The sequence below is a fragment of the Pseudomonas sp. WHRI 8519 genome (assembly GCF_040224055.2).
Lineage (GTDB): Bacteria > Pseudomonadota > Gammaproteobacteria > Pseudomonadales > Pseudomonadaceae > Aquipseudomonas > Aquipseudomonas putida_X.
On record NZ_CP167996.1, the window covers coordinates 3,526,490 to 3,542,799 of the forward strand.

The window sequence follows — 16,310 nt, forward strand, 5'->3', positions numbered from 1 at the left end:
GAATGTCTGCAATGTATCGATAGCAGCCAGCGACTCAACGCTCTGTGGTCAGTTCCGGCCTCATCGCCGGCAAGCCGGCTTGTATGGTTAGACTTGAAGGGGTGGTGGGACTAAATGCCGGATTCTGACTGTTGACGCAGTACAGACTGTGGGAGACATCGCCCCACCCCTTCCACCAAAGCGCCGATAAAGAATGCATCGTTTGCAAACGACGATAGAAGCAAGCCAGCGCCTCTTGGTGAAAACCCTTCAAGCTCAAAAACCATAACGCGAGGAGCCGCCCATGGCAATGCAGGTAAACAAACTGATCGTGGGTGCGGATGTCGCAAAAGCCGAATTAGTGATTCATCACGATGATCGTGATGAAATTATCAGGCTGAAAAATACCAAGCCCGAAATCAAAAGCTGGCTAAAGCAACAGCCCCTCGGCACTGCAATCGCTGTTGAGGCGACCAATGTCTACCATCTGGACCTGGTTGAGCTAGCCCATGGCTTCGGTTTCGACGTTTATGTCATCGATGGTTTCCAACTGAGCAACTACAGGAAAAGTGTTGGAGGGCGGGTTAAAACTGACCCCTCTGATGCTCGGTTGCTGTCCCGATTTTTGAAAAACGAGGGCGACGATCTTCGTCCTTGGACCCCGCCTCCTGCTGTCTACGGCAAGCTTCAGAGCCTCCTTCGACGCAGAGCTGTCTTGGTGACTGCTCGCACTGCATTAGCTCAGAGCTGGACAAACGAAAGCCTGCTGAAGGCCGCCTTCAAAACCTTCGTAACATCGATAGATCGGCTGGATCAGCTGATACAAAAAAAGATTAAGGAAGTGCTACGAGAGGCTGGGCTGCACGAGCAAGTTGCCCGCTGTCAGGCGGTAGAGGGAATTGGGTTTCTTACCGCTACAGCCCTGGTAATGGCTTTTGTAAGGGGCGAGTTCAAGAGCAGTGATTCGTACATCGCATTCCTGGGAATGGACCTACGGGTTAATGATTCTGGAGAGAAGAATGGACGTCGTCGGCTCACCAAGCGCGGCTGCTCGGAAATCCGTCGTTTGCTGCATAACGCAGCAATGGCGGCCAGCAGGTCGGCCGCTTGGAAAGGGGTATATGAGCAGTATCGAAACAGCGGTAAGGCAACGACCCAGGCGTTGGTAATTCTGGCCAGGAAGCTCGCACGAGTGGCATTCGCCCTGATGAGAAATCAGGACGAATACGTCACCAAAGGCGGGAAAATGGCTTGCTGATAACCATAGAATCTCCCACAAAATGTCAGCAACCTTCAGGCATGCGGTATACCTTGTGGGAGCCGCGCTTGCCGGCGATGGGCCGCGAAGCGGCCCCGGTTACAAATGTCTGCTTTGGGTCCAGGCTGTGTAAAAACGTTGGTGCGATCCGGCTGCTAGAAAATCGCCAGGGTTTCGCGTTCCTTCTCGAAATCTGGGTTAACTGAAACCAAGCCATTACAGATTTCACGTACGCTTGCGCGTTTACGAGATGCGTTTGGCTTTTCACACAGCCTGAACCCACTGCAGCCGCTCGAGGTGTCTATGAAACCAAGGGCGATTCACTGATTCTAAGCGCTTGGCACCGATCACATATGCTCTACGCAGCTTGCCATCGGCCGTCGGCTCCACTGTGATAGCAGTGCAGGTCTTGCGCGAATCCGATCAAACCCGATTGAGTATCTGGGCAATCTCCTGGGCAAATGCCTGTGGCTGCTCAAGCATCATCAAATGGCCCACCTCACGCATGATCGTGATGCTGGCCGACTGTGCTATCGCCCAGTCAGGCACATCCCATTCAGCTCGGGAGCGCTCTCCGGCTAGCAGGTGCACAGGTACAGAAGAAAATACCGTCTTCAATGCATCGTGGTAATAATCACCTCCGGTCTCGACCAGTACTGATCGGGCCATGGCTTGCACTGTGCTGGAGGGTTGATGAGCCAACCAGGCCGCAGCAACCTCAAGGCGTTGCTGGCTGAAAGCAACCCCTGCGCGCTCCATCCAAGCTCTCGGGTTTGCACGAAAGCCGCCTAGCAGAGCCTCTGCTTCCTGCGCTGACATTTTCGCCACACTCGAAGACCAGAACGCATCTTTCAGTGAAAAATTGCCCTCTACGCTCGTGATGCTAGCTACCTCATCTCGATAACGCCTCGCATAGAGCATGGCTACAACCCCACCCACGGAGTGACCGACCAGGTGTACTCGCCCACCGGGCGCATACTTCCTGATCTCTCGATGCAGGTGCTCGATCTGAGAGGGGATGTTCACACAGCATGGCGTAACAGTACTCAGACGCCCATATCCGAGGAGGTCAGGCACGACGACCGGCAGAGGACACAGGCGTTTATGCAGGGCGCTGTGGTCAAGGCAGCCGATAAGGCCGTTAATGAACACTACGGGCGTTTCCTTGTGCATGAGTGCACCCCGATGGCATGAAGAATGATGGATCTTGCACGCTTTAGATGGACTCTCGCCAGCATCTGTTTTTTGCATTGACGCATGCACAGACGGTGAACAAGCAAAGAGCTGGCCGGTGAACCACTCTGAAGGCAGCACTCAAGTCTGTTGAGGTGAGTGACGGTGTGGGTTGCTCTACTTAAGGCCGTATGATTTCTGCAGTGAGGCCCAGCTCTGGGTCGAAAGTCGTCAGTCGCCAAGGGCTGCTATCGACCCTAGCGCCGTTCGCGGAAGGTAGTAAACGGCCGCCAGTGGACGTTCGCGTGGAAAGCTCGCATCAAAAGACATCAGATTGAAGGGTTGCGCGGTGATAATAAAGCATGCTCTCGTCCCACTCTCCAGACCCACCTGTCATTCATGCCTGAGTAGCCGATGCTGAGCTCTACCCTTATCAACGGCCGATTGAGAATTCCACCGTTGCAGGACGACCCCCTCGTGCCCTGGTGGAGTTTCACGAAAACGGTACTAGCCGCGACAGCCCTGACATTAGTCCGCGACGGCAGGCTTGACCTGGATGCTTCGCTTCCCGAGGGTGTATTCACTCTGCGCCAACTTCTGCGTCACGAGGCTGGGCTCGCGGACTATGGCGAACTTCCCGAGTACCACGCCGCCGTAGCCAATCATGAGTCTGCATGGCCCGTAGGCGAAATGATGCAGCGCCTGGATGGGCACCGACTCCGATACAGCCCAGGAGCGGGTTGGCGTTACTCGAATGTTGGTTTCATGCTGGTAGCCCAAATCATCGAGCGTGCTGCCGACCTGTCGATTGCAGACACTGTCAGACAGCAAGTCCTGAGGCCGCTCGACCTATCGACGGTTCGTTTTGCAACTGAGCGCGCTGAACTGAATGGGAATCACCTGGACAGGTCGTTGAGTTACGACCCCGGCTGGGTCTATCACGGACTGCTGATTGGCCCTGTTTCACAAGCTGCCCGGCTCTTGGATGGTGTGCTTGCTGGAGACGTCCTACCTGACAATCTGATTCGGGAAATGCAGGCCACACGAGTACTGGGTGGCCCAATGGCAGGTCGGCCTTGGTTGACGCCTGGTTACGCGCTCGGCCTGATGCGAGGTGCAATCGAGGGTGACCTGATATTGGCTGGGCATACCGGATCGGGGCCAGGCAGTGTTATTGCGGTTTATCGGTGTGATGTTGGTGACTCCGCCGTATGCTGTGCAGTTCACTCGGTGGGGGCGCAAGAGGCAGGTATTGAAAAGCTGGTAGTTCAAGAAATACGAGAGGCGCTAGCAGTGACACGCTGAAGTTATGCGTGCCACTCGGGGCGCCTCTCCTCGCAACGCCTGCCTTGGGTCGAACGCAGCCAATCCCGGCCGGCAGATCTCGACCCAGAGCTGCCGGTGGCGAACGGCTGGAAACGCCATTCCGGGTAAGATCACTCCCTAACAACTTTGTGACCCAGTACATATACCTTTAACGGGATTTTTCGGGTGATGGCCCGCTACATCGAACTTTCCCATCCAGCAACGTAAGCGCCAGTGAATGATCTCGACATGAGGATATCCGGGCCACCCTCGTAAAGCGCCAGATCGCGGATAAAGTTGGGACAGGCCCAAGTGAACGTCTTTTCAAGGCTCTTTTACCAGGATATCGCTCATTTTTCGGGCTTGCGTCCGCAGCGCCTCACTGAACAAATCCACCGCCGCCGAGCCTGGCCGGTGATTAGGGCGAATCATCATCACCTGGTAACGAACGCAAACACCTAGCTGGCGAATCGACAGTCCACTCTGCACGGCTTCCAGCCCACTCAGCGGGTTGATAACCGCCACGCCCAGCCCTTGCCTAACCATAGCGCACACCGATGCCGCGTTGGTGGTCTCGATGACCGTGCGCCTGTTGACTCCGGCGATTCTGAAATGCTGATCCAACTGCTGCCTGTACGTATCGAGGCTGGATAGGTTGATGAAATCCACCTCGTGAAAATCCCTTAGCTCAAGCTGAGTCTTCTGTAACAAGGGGTGCTGGTTCGGCAACACGCAGACCATCTTGGCGCTGAACAACAATTCGCCGGACGTCCCTCGGGGAATCTGCTCGACTTCGGTCAACCCAAGGTCGTGTTGCTGGGCGACCAGCGACTCTTCCAGTAATGGTGACTCCTGAGCCGTAATGCCTACGCTCACGCCTGGGTGATGCTGATGGAAGTGCCGACATACCTCGGGTAGGAGAGTCTGGGAGAAGAGTGGCAGGCAGGTGATGGCCAGCCTCCCATGTTCGAAGTTGCGAATGGCCTGAGCGTACCGATCGATACGTTCGAGGCCAATGTAGGAAAGCTCAACTTCATCGATCAACAGCAACGCCTGCGCCGTGGGCTTCAAGCGGCCACCCTCGCGATCGAACAAACGTAGCCCAAGCAGCTGTTCCAACCGTGAAAGTTCACGGCTGATGGTGGGTTGTGAGGTGAAGAGAAGACGTGCGGCACCCGTGACGCTTCCGGCTGACATGACGGCTCGAAAGATCTCGATATGGCGAAAGGATAGCTTCACAGCGGTACCAGAAAGTATGGAATGGTCATATCAGATATGAATCTATTCCAAAAAAAAAGCTATTTTTATGAATGCTCGTCTTGCTCCATCCTCATGGTCCCCCTGGACGAGGACTATTTATGAGCGACTCTGCACCGTTCGAAGTATTGGCCGACGCGGTTCGACGACACGGCTCACCCCTATGGGCATACGACGCTAAAACCATCATCAATCGTATCGAAAATCTGCAAGACTTCGACACGGTTCGCTACGCGCAGAAGGCCAATCCAAACGTGCATATCCTGCGCTTGATGCGGGCACGAGGCCTGGTCCTTGACGCCGTCTCAATAGGTGAAATCGAACGGGCCCTGGCTGCGGGGGCATCGTTCGATGGCCACCCAGCGGGGGTGGTGCTGACGTGCGATGTGCTGGACCAGGTGACACTGGCCCGGGTGATCGAGTCAAGGATAGAAGTGAACGCGGGCTCAATTGACATGCTCCGGCAGTTGGGCGAGCGCTCCCCAGGACACCGGGTTTGGATTCGGATCAACCCTGGGTTCGGCCATGGACATAGTCGCAAGACCAACACGGGCGGTGAAAACAGCAAACATGGTATTTGGCACGAACAGCTGCGCGAGGCGCTTGACTGTATCAGGACCTACGATTTGCATCTGGTAGGCGTGCACATGCACATCGGCTCAGGGGTGGATTACGAGCACTTGGAGCAGGTTGCTCGATCGATGATTGAGCTTGTTGGTCAGCTAGATAGGGATATCGAGGCTTTCTCGATTGGCGGAGGACTGTCTGTTCCGTATAGACGCACCGACACGCCGGTCGATATCCAGCGCTACTCTCGGACATGGGCGGCGGCCCGGAAGGAAATCGAGGACGTACTTGGCTATTCCGTGCGAATGGAGATAGAGCCGGGCCGATATCTGATCGCAGAGTCGGGCTACCTGGTGACCGAGGTCCGCGCCGTGAAGCAAATGGGCCGCAATACTTTCATCCTGGTTGATGCCGGCTTTAACGACTTGATGCGGCCGGCCTTGTACGGCAGTTACCACCGCATGACGTTGCTAGACGCTAACGGGATTCCGGTGTCTCGCCCTTTGCAACCTACCATGGTTGCTGGGCCGCTGTGCGAGTCTGGCGATGTTTTCACCCAGGATGAACATGCCCTGGCTGCCCAAGACCTCCCGCAGGCCCATGTCGGTGATCTTCTGGTGATCCATGATTCGGGCGCCTATGGTGCTTCGATGTCTTCAAACTACAACAGTCGGCCTTTGTTGCCCGAGGTCTTGATTGAGAACGCAAGTTTTCGAGTGATTAGGCGACGACAAGATATACAGGACCTTCTGAACATGGAGCTGTGCATATGAGGCGTTCCACCCTGGATCATTTGGTCATCGTGGCACCGACCCTTACGTCAGGCGCGCAACTCGTCGAGCACCAACTGGGGGTGCAGTTGCAGCCGGGAGGTAAGCATGCGCGTATGAGTACACATAACTTGCTGCTGCGGTTAGGGGAGTCTTTTTATCTCGAGGTAATTGCCCCCGACGCTATGGCGCCCTTACCCACTAGACCAAGGTGGTTCGGCCTAGATGAGCTGAGTGCACAAGCAGCTCCATATCTAGCCCATTGGGTAGCGCGTACAGAGCATCTAAATGCCGCAGACGAAAGGCTCAAGAAGGCTTTTGGAATGATTGAGCCGATGAGCAGGGGAGCGCTGTCGTGGAATATTTCGATTCAGCCTGACGGCCGGTTACCGCTGGGTGGGGTAGTGCCTAGCCTGATCGACTGGGGCGACTCGGAGCATCCAGCACAGAGGCTCGCTGATAAGGGCTGCCAATTGCAACGCTTGGAGATCGTTCATCCCGATCCAGAGGGAGTGGAACATCACCTTGAGACTATCGGCTTTTCCGGACCGGTCAGTGTCCTGCGGAGTGAGCGATATGGTCTGCAGGCATACATCGAGACTACCAATGGTCTTAAAGTCCTGTAGCCCTAGCGATGTTCAGGCTGGACTTTACGATTAGGCTCTCCCGGGCGAGACCAAAAGCGTCAGCATGTAGTAGAAGCGGACAGGCCACGGAATTCCGCTTTGGGTCGATAGCGGCCTGTCATGAACGGCTATCGACCCATAGCGGCCAACTGCGGAAGATAAACTTCCCAGGTTAATCAGGCAGCTCACAATCCAAAGCGCCGCGTAGGACCCCAATAACGTCATCAACAGAGGGGCCTTGTACCGATGGTGGCACAGGGCGTTCACAAAATTCCCGCCAGACAAACAGCATCAGTTCTGCACCATCCGTTTGCAGTAGCCCGCTGTCGATCGAGCCGAAGGTTTGCAGCAGCCTATACCTTTCGTCCAGCCAGAATAATGCTTCCACCCAGTCATACACTGGGATGAAGTGGAAGTGTATGGAGTAACCGGCATCATGCCCAAAGCGACCGATATACAGGCGTTTGGGTCGAAGATCAGCTTCGATGGCATGCTGGATTCGCGCCTGCAACACGCCCAGCTCCGCTTGCGCTTTGATCGGCAGCGCTGCCAGGGAACTGGTCATCTGCTTGGCACTGAGTATCAAATAGCCCGGCAACGCACTGTCCATGCGGTGATTGAGAATCCAATACCTGGATTCATGGATGATGAAGCTAGACGGTACGTCCATTGGGCTGCCCTGAGTGGATCGGTTGCAGGGTAGCATTGCGACAGATCGATGTCCGAGTATGGCGGTTTGCAGCCCTTCTAGAAGGGCTGCTAGGGGTCAAGATCTGCCGACCGTGACTGGCTGCTTTCGACCTAAAGCGACCCTTGGTGGAAGGCAGCAAACGGTTGCATGGCTTCCAGGCCGAGACCCGCGAGGTGCCGCACCTGCTCATCGGCATCCTGGGTTGCCAGGCGTAGCGCCTCGATGGCTCGAAGCGCGTCGTCGGGCAGCAGGCCACGGTTATTCAGCCCACTCACGGCGTGACGACGAATGGCTACGTGGGGTGAAGCCAAACCACGCAAGGCTTCGTTGACATCGGCGGTGGTGGTGTCGATCTGACCGTAGACGTCTACAAGGGCCTCTTCAACAGCAGCCGCGAGCTCAGGACGCTGATCCAGCAGACGCTCAACAGGTGTGTAGTCCAGCACCGGTGGCTCCACGCTCCGCCAGCGGAAACCGTCAAAGTTGGCGCAGATCCCCGCCACAGCGACGTCGAACGCTTGCTGCATGAGCCAGTCGAAATCCTCGAGGTAACCCAAGGCCTTTGCGCACCAGTTGCGGGTCGGTTGTTCACAGGCCTCTATAGCCTGCCGGCGCAGGGCCTGAATGACGGGCTCATCAGCCATGCCAGCCAGCCCGAGAATGCGCGCGGCAGCGGTAGGCTCTTTGTGCCCGTTGAGCTGTTCGATAAGCGCTGCCTGTGCCGGACGGCCGTTGGCAATCAGCCAGCGCTCTGCGTCCTCCCCCGAAATGCCATCCGAACAATGCAAGCGGCTGGCGTAGAACGCGGCCTGCTCGGCGAGCGGCAAGGCAGCGACTGCGCGCTGGGTGTTTTCAATGGCCAGTTCGACCGGGAAATTTTCCTCGAACTGCTGGCGGGTCATGCTGCGCTTGGCCAAGGCCATATAGCCAGCAAAGTCATGAAAGATCACCACGAAACCAGGCGTCACACCAGGATGCTGAGCGAAATGGCGGCCCAGCGCCCTGGCGGCACGGCTAGCGGTGACCAGCAAGCGTTGCTCAGCCGCTTGCCATTGGCGGGGGCCAAGCCGGTTGGCGTGGGCTTGCAGTTCATCATCAAGCCGCGTGAACGACTCACCCGCGCAAATCTCCCAATCCCAGCGCCAGTCCGCCGGGTTCCACTTCACCGAACTGAAGCTTTCATCTTCCTCGTCGGGGTAGTCTTCGCTGAGTGCTTGCAGGCTGTTTGCGGCAAAGCTGGGCAGCGACAAAACCGCCCCTTCTTCTCGGTAGCTGGCATGAAAGGCTGCGGCGTACAAAGGGCTGCACCCCTCATCGAGCAGCGTTTGCAATGCCTGCCTGGCGGCGTCGAACAGCGCCAGTTCCAGCGCTTTCCAATTCATCATTCAGGTCCTTGCCGACAAGTAGAGTTCAGCCGAGCAGATCGAGCATCCCCTCAAGGGTGCTTTCCAGACGGGCTAATTCAATGTGCGTACCATCGCCATATTCAGCGGTACGCAGCGCACACTCAATGATCACCGTGAGCCCCCGAGGGGCTCGATGGCCGGGGTACTTGCGCAGCTTGAGTTCGACCCGGGTCGGGCTCAACCAGGTGCTGAGGTCTGCTGACCATAGAGGATCCTGAAAGCCAAACACCACGTTTGCGTTTTGGGTATCGATGATTTGCGGCGGGAACACCCAGTGCGTGTTGCCTGCTTCCCACGGGGTCGCCTGGACTTGGTAGCGACCGTCTGGAGACAAGGACAGTATTTCAATTTCACTCATGAGTGTGCGTTCGCAAAGGCGTGGCCATCGAAGGCGCCTACTTGGAACGGGTCGAAGATGTATTTGACATGGCAGGTAATCATGAAATCAGTCCTTGATTCGGGAGCCCATCATATGGGGTAACGGCTGCCGGTCAAGACTGACTGCTTTCGACCCATTGCAGACACTCACGGAAAGGAGTACTGCAAACCGAGGCCTCCGATCGCCATTACTGCTGGCTCTGGCTTGACAGCACTCTTCAAATTCACTGCACTGAAATGCGTTCAGGGACGAACCAAGGAACCAGCCATGGGCAAGACGCCATCCTGTTCCCGGGGGGCATCCTCCGTGCCTCGGTTTTCATTCCGGTGGGCTTGTTTCTGGTCTGCCTTACATTTTGGTTGGTTGAAGACCGCTTGGGCTTTGTAGTTCACGCCCAACGCGCCCGAGGCAATGTCAGCGCTGTGAACGCGGGCGGCAGTCATCCACAAATCGACTTTAGGGACGCCACTGGCAGAGTGATCAGCTCACCCGAAAATGGGTTGATCTTCGGCTACGCGATAGGCGACCGGGTTAACGTGTTGTATCGCCCTGAAGCGCCCGCTACGACCGCACTCATCGATGACCGAGGCGCGCTGTGGGGCGCGAGCCTGCTGGCCGGTCTGTTCGCTTGCGTATTCGCGTTGGGAGGTAGCCGCTACCACCTGGCCGCATGGATTTACCGACGCCGGATGGCGCAACTAGTTGAAATGGTTTGCGACCACCGCCGGCCTTTGGGTAGTGCGCCTCAATCAATGCCACCAAACAGCTCCACGGCACCATCTGTTCCATCTCGGCCATGAAACGCTCGCAACGGGTTTGCTTGCGCTTACCGGCGTTACTGGAAATCGGAAAAGCTCATCTGACTCATGAGATGGAGGGCTTGTAGAGGGCAGTGGACGGAGGGCTATTTCAGCACAGGTCAGACGGCCTGTGCTGTCTTGATCGGAGAATCCCTAAGCTTCAACGATATACATAATGGGAAATGGTTAGAGCAATGAGCAGTACGATTTGAATAGCTAACATGCTCACCAATAATCGTCTCATGTTGGGCGGGAAACGTTTAACTTCATTTAAGTCAATCAAGCCTCTGCGCAAAAAAATTGACGGTATCGCCAGTACCAAAGAGATCGACCCCGTGCGCATGACTTTGCCCAGCAAGCCTGCATGCTGGAATATTTTTTTATTGCCGGTCACGTACGTACAGTTCGGAAGAAACGACTCAAAGTGCTCGGTGTATTTATGTGCGATGTAGCACAGCACGATCATAGACAGAATTATGGGCGCAAGGATCAACAGCGCAATCAATCCAGGGTCAACTGCATTCACTCCGATACCTCACGATATAAAAAATCACCCACCATCTCGCCTCCCCAGCTCCCGGTGTCTCCGAAGATTTTACCGCCAACTGCACCGCCTACCACAACACAAACCAGCGCTCCAGGGCCGCCTGTAGTAACCCCCGAGGCTGCCGCCCCCAGGCTACCCAACAAAGACGTGCCTTCAACATATTTGGCGCGACGGCATTGCTCCTCCCGGCCCAGTGTGCAGGGTTTATGAATCGACAAGCCTGTGGCGGCCATATCCAGCGCAGTACCGATATACGAACCCTGCCAAGGGTCAGTACTGAAATGAGCCTTCATGTGCTCGCTTACAACCTCAAGCGAATGATGAGCATCTTGGGCATCAAGGGGCTGCTCGAAGCGATCAAGGCGTGAACTGGCCTACTGAGGCGCCGGCATGCATGCCCAAAAGACCTCAAGAACGACTCACATCGCCACATACGCCCCAGCACGGCGATTAGAGCTAAACCGCGCAATTTTTCGCCAGTTTTGCAAGCCTCCCTAGATCCCCGCGCCCTTTAACGCATTTCGCGTGTTTTCACACAGCCTGGGTCGAAAGCAGACGTTGGTGAACGCCATATGGCAACCAAAACGAAACCCGCAGGGATCTGTGCTATTTGGTGTTGGCCCTGCACCGACCCAAAGTTGAGCGTCGGTGCTTGCAGCAATGGGCGGTGGTCAACGACTTCCAAAGATGTGCTGACGCGGTTGTCAACACAGCGGGTGACTGCCTAACTTACGCAAAGTGAGTTGGGCGGACGCTTACCCTAGGCGGGCTTAATCCTCTGTTCTAACTCGGTAGAGTCCAGTTTCCCCAGCAACAACTCCCCCGTTGACGACCATAATATAAGGGGTCTTTTGCGGGTACTCGGAACGGTTGCGGCTTTTGCTCTCAGAAGGGTTGTCTGGGCTACCGGCTGGAAACTGCCAGAGTATAATGCCGTCAGCTGACAATGCGCACGTTAGCGGAGTCATTTTTTTTCCCTCCGCGAGCATCTCTTTCTGTACATCTTCGGGTACACCAACCTTCAGCGGCACGCGCTCCCAGTCGTCAGGTAAGTCACCTTGGACAAGCACTGCAAAGCCGTTGCCATCTTTAACGATTTTCAAGGCTGCTTCATTATCGGGACGACTGGCGAAACTACCGACAAATCCGTCACAGGAGTAATCAGCCGCCGTTGCTGTCGTGCCAAAGGTCAGTGCGATGAGCGAAAGAAATGTAATACAGGTTACTTTCGAGACTGGCAAACGGAGAAATTTACGCATGAAAAGTCCTTTATGGATGTGATTTGACTCAGGGCGTAAGCCGTCCCCAATAAGGGGCTTATTCTACGCGGTAGCAGTGGATCTGTCAGGCTGCGAAGATATCGATGCGCTGCTGAAATTTTTGCAAGAGGGATCACTGGGGCTGCTGATTTATCAGGCTATTCCCCTCTTGCAACGCCCTATGTCGTTAAAAACGAGAGACGCATGACCAACTATTTATTTCTGCATTACCAATACCCATGACGGGGTTTCATCGACGGCCAAGTGGAGTTAACACCGACAAGAACTACATCGCGATTGGTACCGCATAACCTGCTGATACCTCTGCGCACACGATTTTGTCTACCTCCGTCAGAAGGCTGAGCGCCGATATCTTTTTCACCACCACCAGCGCAGTGCTGCTGTCTGTGACAATCCGCCGGCATGTAGGGTCCGCACTGGGTCGATAGCGGTCAGTCGTGAACGGCTCCAATCGACTCATCGCTGCCCTTCACATAGGGCGGCAGTCGGCCAGAAGTAGACGCCGGACAGGCCAGCTAGCCCGCCTCGATCAGATTCGAGGTCTGCTAAATTGCCGTACTTCCGGGGTCTAGTTATCAGTCGCTGGCGAGGGCACAAGTTTTGAGGGAACATTCGGGGCATTAGGTACTAGCCACCAAGGAACGGAAATGGCATTGACCAGCAAGATCACCCCCTACAACCCCACGTGGCCCGCCCGCTTTCTGGCAGACAAGCCACTCATCGCTTCGGCCTTTGGCGATGAACTGATTGCCATCCAACATGTTGGAAGTACCTCCGTTCCAGGACTCGCGGCGAAGCCCGAGATCGATGTACTCATCGAGGTTCACGATCATAGCAACGCCTCGGCGCGGGACGAGGTGTTGATGGGTTTGGGGTATATACGAGGAAGTGATCTGTCGGAAGGGCATCATTTCTATCGGCGTAATGTGGATGGGATTCGCACGCACAAGCTCCACGCTTGTGTTCGTGGCCACATTGCGATCACCCAGATGCTGGGGTTCAGAGATTTGCTCAGATGCAATGCCTCAATGCGCCAGCAGTATGAAGCGTTGAAGCTCCAACTGGAGTCGAGCAATACGGGTGGAATGGCTGAGTATCTGGAGAAAAAGTCTCCGTTTATTATCGCGGCACTACTACATGCCGGTATTGCCGTTCCTGGATGACTGAAATATCGCTAAGCGACCCAGTATCAAGTGTCTGCATTGGGTGGAAAGCAACCCATCCCGACCGGCAGCTTTCAACCCGAAGCCGGCATTGGTAACGGGGGCCGCGTTGCGGCCCATCGCCGGCAAGCGCGGCTCCCACAGGAGGGGCGCAGGCCCGGAGGCTGGTGACATACCTTTGGGCGACGCGTGCCGCCGGTGTACGGCAGCTACCGACGCGTCGCGCAAATGCCAAAATTGCTCAGCTGCAGCTCGTGGAGTTCAGGTCGTTGATCACATCGTCGAACGCGCTACCGAAGAACTTGGCATCATGTTCGATCGGGTTGTTGTGCTTCCATGCCATCTGGCGTTGCTCATTGTATTTGTAGCCACCGGATCTGGCGGTATCGATAGCTTCACGGCCCTTGCCGACAAACTGATTCAGGCGGCTGAGCATCACGCTGCAGCCTGGGCCGGTTGCCGTGTTCTGCTTGTGCCAGCCTTCAATCATCTGCGCGGTTTTACCCAGGCTTTCTTCAAACGGCTTGACCGACGCCTCGGCCCCGGCCGACTGGAAGAAGTCGGTGGACAAGCGCATCGATTGCTTGGCGTATAGCACGATCCCGGCGCGGTAATACGCCAGCGAGTCCTTTTCGGCCTCGTCGAACGCCTGTCGGGTGTTGACTTCATCGCGCTTGGCCAGGCCGTCATAGAACTTGGCCTGCTCGATGGCAACGCCCTCGAGCGCTGCATCCAGGGCCGGCTCCATCGCCCTGGCCTTCTGGCCACCATCGCTCAGGTAGCCTTTGGAGGCGGCGTAGTTGGCGAGTTCGCTGTGGACGGGCTGGAGCTTGTCCAGCGCCACCAGCATCGCTTTTGCTGGCGCGTCCAGGTCCGGCATGGGTGACGGCAAGGCCAGGGCCTTGTTCAGGTTGTCGCGCAGGAGGCTGATGTCGTAGGCGTTGAACAGGTAGTACTCCGACAGCTTGTTCTTGGACTGCAGGTCCTTCGAATACTCTGTTCGGCGGTGATCCAGAATGGCCGCAAAATTGCCACCGCTGTTGGCGGCATCGACATAGGCGTTGTACTTCTCGATCTCGATTTGTTCGGCGCTGGGTTGTTCGGCCGCAACCTGGCCTTGAGGGGCCGTCGCACTGCGAGGTGCTTGCGCGTTGTCACAACCGGCCAGCAGAACCCCTGCGGCGATCAGCAGTCCTAGCCATACCCTGCTTGCTTGCATCGTCTTCATCCTTGTCTTGTCCTGGGGCGACCAGCTGCTGACACATTGCCATCAGCCGGGCGCGGTATTCTAGAGGCTCAATACTCGATGAAGTTCAAGCAGGGCCTGCCTTTTTACATTTTTGTGGCCGGTCTCGCATTCTGCCTCGGTGACAGCACCGTAAACTTGCATTCGGAACGAAAAGGAATTCGCCATGATTGTCGGGATTGACCTTGGTACGACCAACAGCCTGGTCGCGGTATGGAACGAAAACACCAGTGAGCTGGTGCCCAATGCCCTGGGGCAATTGCTGACGCCCTCTGTGGTCGGGCTCGACGACGAAGGCCGGATACTGGTCGGGCAGGCTGCCCGCGAACGCTTGTGCACGCACCCGTCACTGACCGCAGCGCTATTCAAACGGCATATGGGCAGTGCCCGCACGCTGCAGCTGGGCGCGACGCCGTTTCGTGCCGAAGAGCTGTCGGCGATGCTGCTCAGAAGCCTCAAGGCAGATGTCGAGCGCGCCTATGGCGAGGTAGTCACCGAAGCGGTGATCAGCGTGCCGGCCTACTTCAACGATGCCCAGCGCAAGGCGACCCGCATCGCCGGTGAGCTGGCCGGACTGAAAGTCGACAAGCTGATCAATGAGCCTACCGCCGCGGCGCTCGCCTACGGCCTGCCCCAGCACGGCAGTGAGTCGTCGTTTCTGGTGTTCGACCTGGGCGGTGGCACCTTCGACGTGTCGATCCTCGAGCTGTTCGACGGCGTGATGGAGGTACGTGCCAGCGCAGGCGACAACTACCTGGGTGGCGAGGACTTCGATCAATTGCTGGCCAGGCAGTTTATCCAGGCCCACGCTGAAGATCCGGACTTCCCGGATAGCGCGTCGATCAGCCCGCTACTGCGCCGCGAGGCCGAGCGGGTACGCATCGCACTGGGCCACTCCCCCACCAGCGAATTCGTGCTGCAGGTCGGTGCGCGACGCTGGCAGCACACCTTCACCCAGCAGGCCATGGCCACGCTGTTCGAGCCCTTGCTGGAGCGGCTGCGCAACCCTGTGGAACGCGCCCTGCGCGATGCCCGCATACGCAGCGACGAGCTGGACCAGGTGCTGCTGGTGGGCGGCGCCACGCGCATGCCGCTGGTCCGCAAGCTGGCTGCCAGCCTGTTCGGCCGCTTCCCTTCGGTGCAGTTGAACCCGGACGAAACCGTAGCGCTGGGCGCTGCGGTGCAGGCCGCCTTGAAGGCACGGCACGCGGCCCTGGAAGAAGTGGTGCTGACCGACGTCTGTCCCTATACCCTCGGCATCGCGACCCTGCGGCGGGTGGGCAACGAACATGAGAGCGGGCACTATCTGCCGATCATCGAGCGCAATTCCACCGTCCCCGTCAGCCGGGTGAAAACCGTGTGCACGGTGCATGAGGCGCAAGAGCTCGTGCGGGTACAGATCTACCAGGGCGAGAGCCGCCTGGTGCGTGACAACATCGCCTTGGGCGAACTGGAAATCCCGGTGCCGCCGAACAAGGGCGTGGTTGAAATTGATGTGCGCTTCACCTACGACAGCAACGGCCTGCTCGAATGCCAGGTCAGCATCCCCGTCACAGGCGAGCAGTACGCGCTGGTCATCGAGAACAACCCCGGCGTGCTCAGCGCCGATGAAATTGCCGAACGCCTGCACAAGCTCGAAGCCCTGAAAGTGCACCCACGCGACCAGCAGGTCAACACCCTGCTGGTCGCCCGCCTGGAGCGCTTGTATGAAGAAAGCCTGGGCGAGCGTCGTGAGCTGGTAGACCACTGGGCCACACGGTTCCAAGAGGCGCTTGCCAGCCAGGATGAACGTGTCATCGGCCAGGCGCGCCACGAGCTGAACGCGCGCATGGCAGCATTCGAAAGCAGCGACGGGCGCTGACC

The 16,310-nt window shown here is 57.0% G+C and carries 14 protein-coding genes and 3 pseudogenes; 8 read left to right on the forward strand and 9 right to left on the reverse strand.

What is annotated here, in order from left to right; genetic code table 11:
* The first annotated feature begins 283 nt into the window (after positions 1–283).
* Positions 284–1,237 (forward strand): IS110 family transposase, encoded by a 954-nt coding sequence (locus ABRP30_RS16090; RefSeq protein WP_372490323.1) that lies wholly within the window; start codon positions 284–286, stop codon positions 1,235–1,237.
* Between the two features lie 423 nt (positions 1,238–1,660).
* Here ABRP30_RS16090 and ABRP30_RS16095 read toward each other — a convergent pair whose 3' ends face one another.
* Positions 1,661–2,410 carry an alpha/beta hydrolase gene (locus tag ABRP30_RS16095; RefSeq protein WP_349974845.1) on the reverse strand — a complete coding sequence of 250 codons (750 nt, stop codon included), beginning with the start codon at positions 2,408–2,410 and terminating at the stop codon, positions 1,661–1,663.
* A gap of 414 nt (positions 2,411–2,824) precedes the next feature.
* Between ABRP30_RS16095 and ABRP30_RS16100 the strand changes: the two genes are divergently transcribed.
* Positions 2,825–3,715: a serine hydrolase domain-containing protein gene (locus ABRP30_RS16100; RefSeq protein WP_349974846.1), complete on the forward strand. Its 891-nt coding sequence runs from the start codon at positions 2,825–2,827 to the stop codon at positions 3,713–3,715.
* A gap of 324 nt (positions 3,716–4,039) precedes the next feature.
* Here ABRP30_RS16100 and ABRP30_RS16105 read toward each other — a convergent pair whose 3' ends face one another.
* The gene (locus tag ABRP30_RS16105) at positions 4,040–4,954 is read right to left on the reverse strand and encodes a LysR family transcriptional regulator (protein ID WP_349974847.1); all 915 of its coding nucleotides are present in this window, start codon (positions 4,952–4,954) and stop codon (positions 4,040–4,042) included.
* 119 nt (positions 4,955–5,073) lie between these two features.
* Between ABRP30_RS16105 and lysA the strand changes: the two genes are divergently transcribed.
* Complete coding sequence (gene lysA / locus ABRP30_RS16110; protein WP_349974848.1) at positions 5,074–6,312, forward strand: diaminopimelate decarboxylase; 1,239 nt, start codon at positions 5,074–5,076, stop codon at positions 6,310–6,312.
* A complete protein-coding gene (locus ABRP30_RS16115; protein WP_349974849.1) occupies positions 6,309–6,935 on the forward strand; it encodes a VOC family protein in 627 nt (208 codons plus the stop codon). Before lysA ends, ABRP30_RS16115 begins: the two co-directional genes overlap by 4 nt.
* Before the next feature lie 172 nt (positions 6,936–7,107).
* Here the strand turns inward: ABRP30_RS16115 and ABRP30_RS16120 are convergent, their stop codons facing one another.
* The 3 genes from ABRP30_RS16120 to ABRP30_RS16130 form a co-directional block, all read right to left on the reverse strand.
* Positions 7,108–7,605, reverse strand: coding sequence for an HIT family protein (locus ABRP30_RS16120; RefSeq protein WP_349974850.1), 498 nt, complete (start codon positions 7,603–7,605; stop codon positions 7,108–7,110).
* Positions 7,606–7,736: 131 nt separating this feature from the next.
* Positions 7,737–9,011, reverse strand: a complete 1,275-nt coding sequence (locus tag ABRP30_RS16125) for a DUF4303 domain-containing protein (RefSeq protein ID WP_349974851.1) — start codon at positions 9,009–9,011, stop codon at positions 7,737–7,739.
* Positions 9,012–9,036: 25 nt separating this feature from the next.
* Positions 9,037–9,390 (reverse strand): hypothetical protein, encoded by a 354-nt coding sequence (locus ABRP30_RS16130; RefSeq protein WP_241803798.1) that lies wholly within the window; start codon positions 9,388–9,390, stop codon positions 9,037–9,039.
* A 257-nt stretch (positions 9,391–9,647) separates the two neighbouring features.
* Here ABRP30_RS16130 and ABRP30_RS16135 point away from each other — a divergent pair.
* Positions 9,648–10,004: pseudogene (locus ABRP30_RS16135) on the forward strand (DUF3592 domain-containing protein); the annotation flags it as partial.
* Positions 10,005–10,110: 106 nt separating this feature from the next.
* Here ABRP30_RS16135 and ABRP30_RS16140 read toward each other — a convergent pair.
* Both ABRP30_RS16140 and ABRP30_RS16145 read right to left on the reverse strand, forming a co-directional pair.
* Positions 10,111–10,279, reverse strand: a pseudogene (locus ABRP30_RS16140) (IS5/IS1182 family transposase); the annotation flags it as partial.
* 92 nt (positions 10,280–10,371) lie between these two features.
* Positions 10,372–10,737: a hypothetical protein gene (locus ABRP30_RS16145; protein ID WP_349974852.1), complete on the reverse strand. Its 366-nt coding sequence runs from the start codon at positions 10,735–10,737 to the stop codon at positions 10,372–10,374.
* Positions 10,738–11,012: 275 nt separating this feature from the next.
* Here ABRP30_RS16145 and ABRP30_RS16150 point away from each other — a divergent pair.
* Positions 11,013–11,126 (forward strand): annotated as a pseudogene (locus ABRP30_RS16150) (hypothetical protein); the annotation flags it as partial.
* A 402-nt stretch (positions 11,127–11,528) separates the two neighbouring features.
* Here the strand turns inward: ABRP30_RS16150 and ABRP30_RS16155 are convergent.
* A complete protein-coding gene (locus ABRP30_RS16155) occupies positions 11,529–12,017 on the reverse strand; it encodes a hypothetical protein (protein WP_349974853.1) in 489 nt (162 codons plus the stop codon).
* A gap of 668 nt (positions 12,018–12,685) precedes the next feature.
* Here ABRP30_RS16155 and ABRP30_RS16160 point away from each other — a divergent pair.
* A complete protein-coding gene (locus tag ABRP30_RS16160) occupies positions 12,686–13,201 on the forward strand; it encodes a GrpB family protein (protein ID WP_349974854.1) in 516 nt (171 codons plus the stop codon).
* Between the two features lie 241 nt (positions 13,202–13,442).
* Here the strand turns inward: ABRP30_RS16160 and ABRP30_RS16165 are convergent, their stop codons facing one another.
* Entirely contained in the window at positions 13,443–14,420 is a 978-nt protein-coding gene (locus ABRP30_RS16165) for a DUF3829 domain-containing protein (protein ID WP_267816657.1), read from the reverse strand.
* A 193-nt stretch (positions 14,421–14,613) separates the two neighbouring features.
* Between ABRP30_RS16165 and ABRP30_RS16170 the strand changes: the two genes are divergently transcribed.
* Positions 14,614–16,308 carry a molecular chaperone HscC gene (locus tag ABRP30_RS16170; RefSeq protein WP_267816659.1) on the forward strand — a complete coding sequence of 565 codons (1,695 nt, stop codon included), beginning with the start codon at positions 14,614–14,616 and terminating at the stop codon, positions 16,306–16,308.
* Positions 16,309–16,310: the final 2 nt, after the last annotated feature.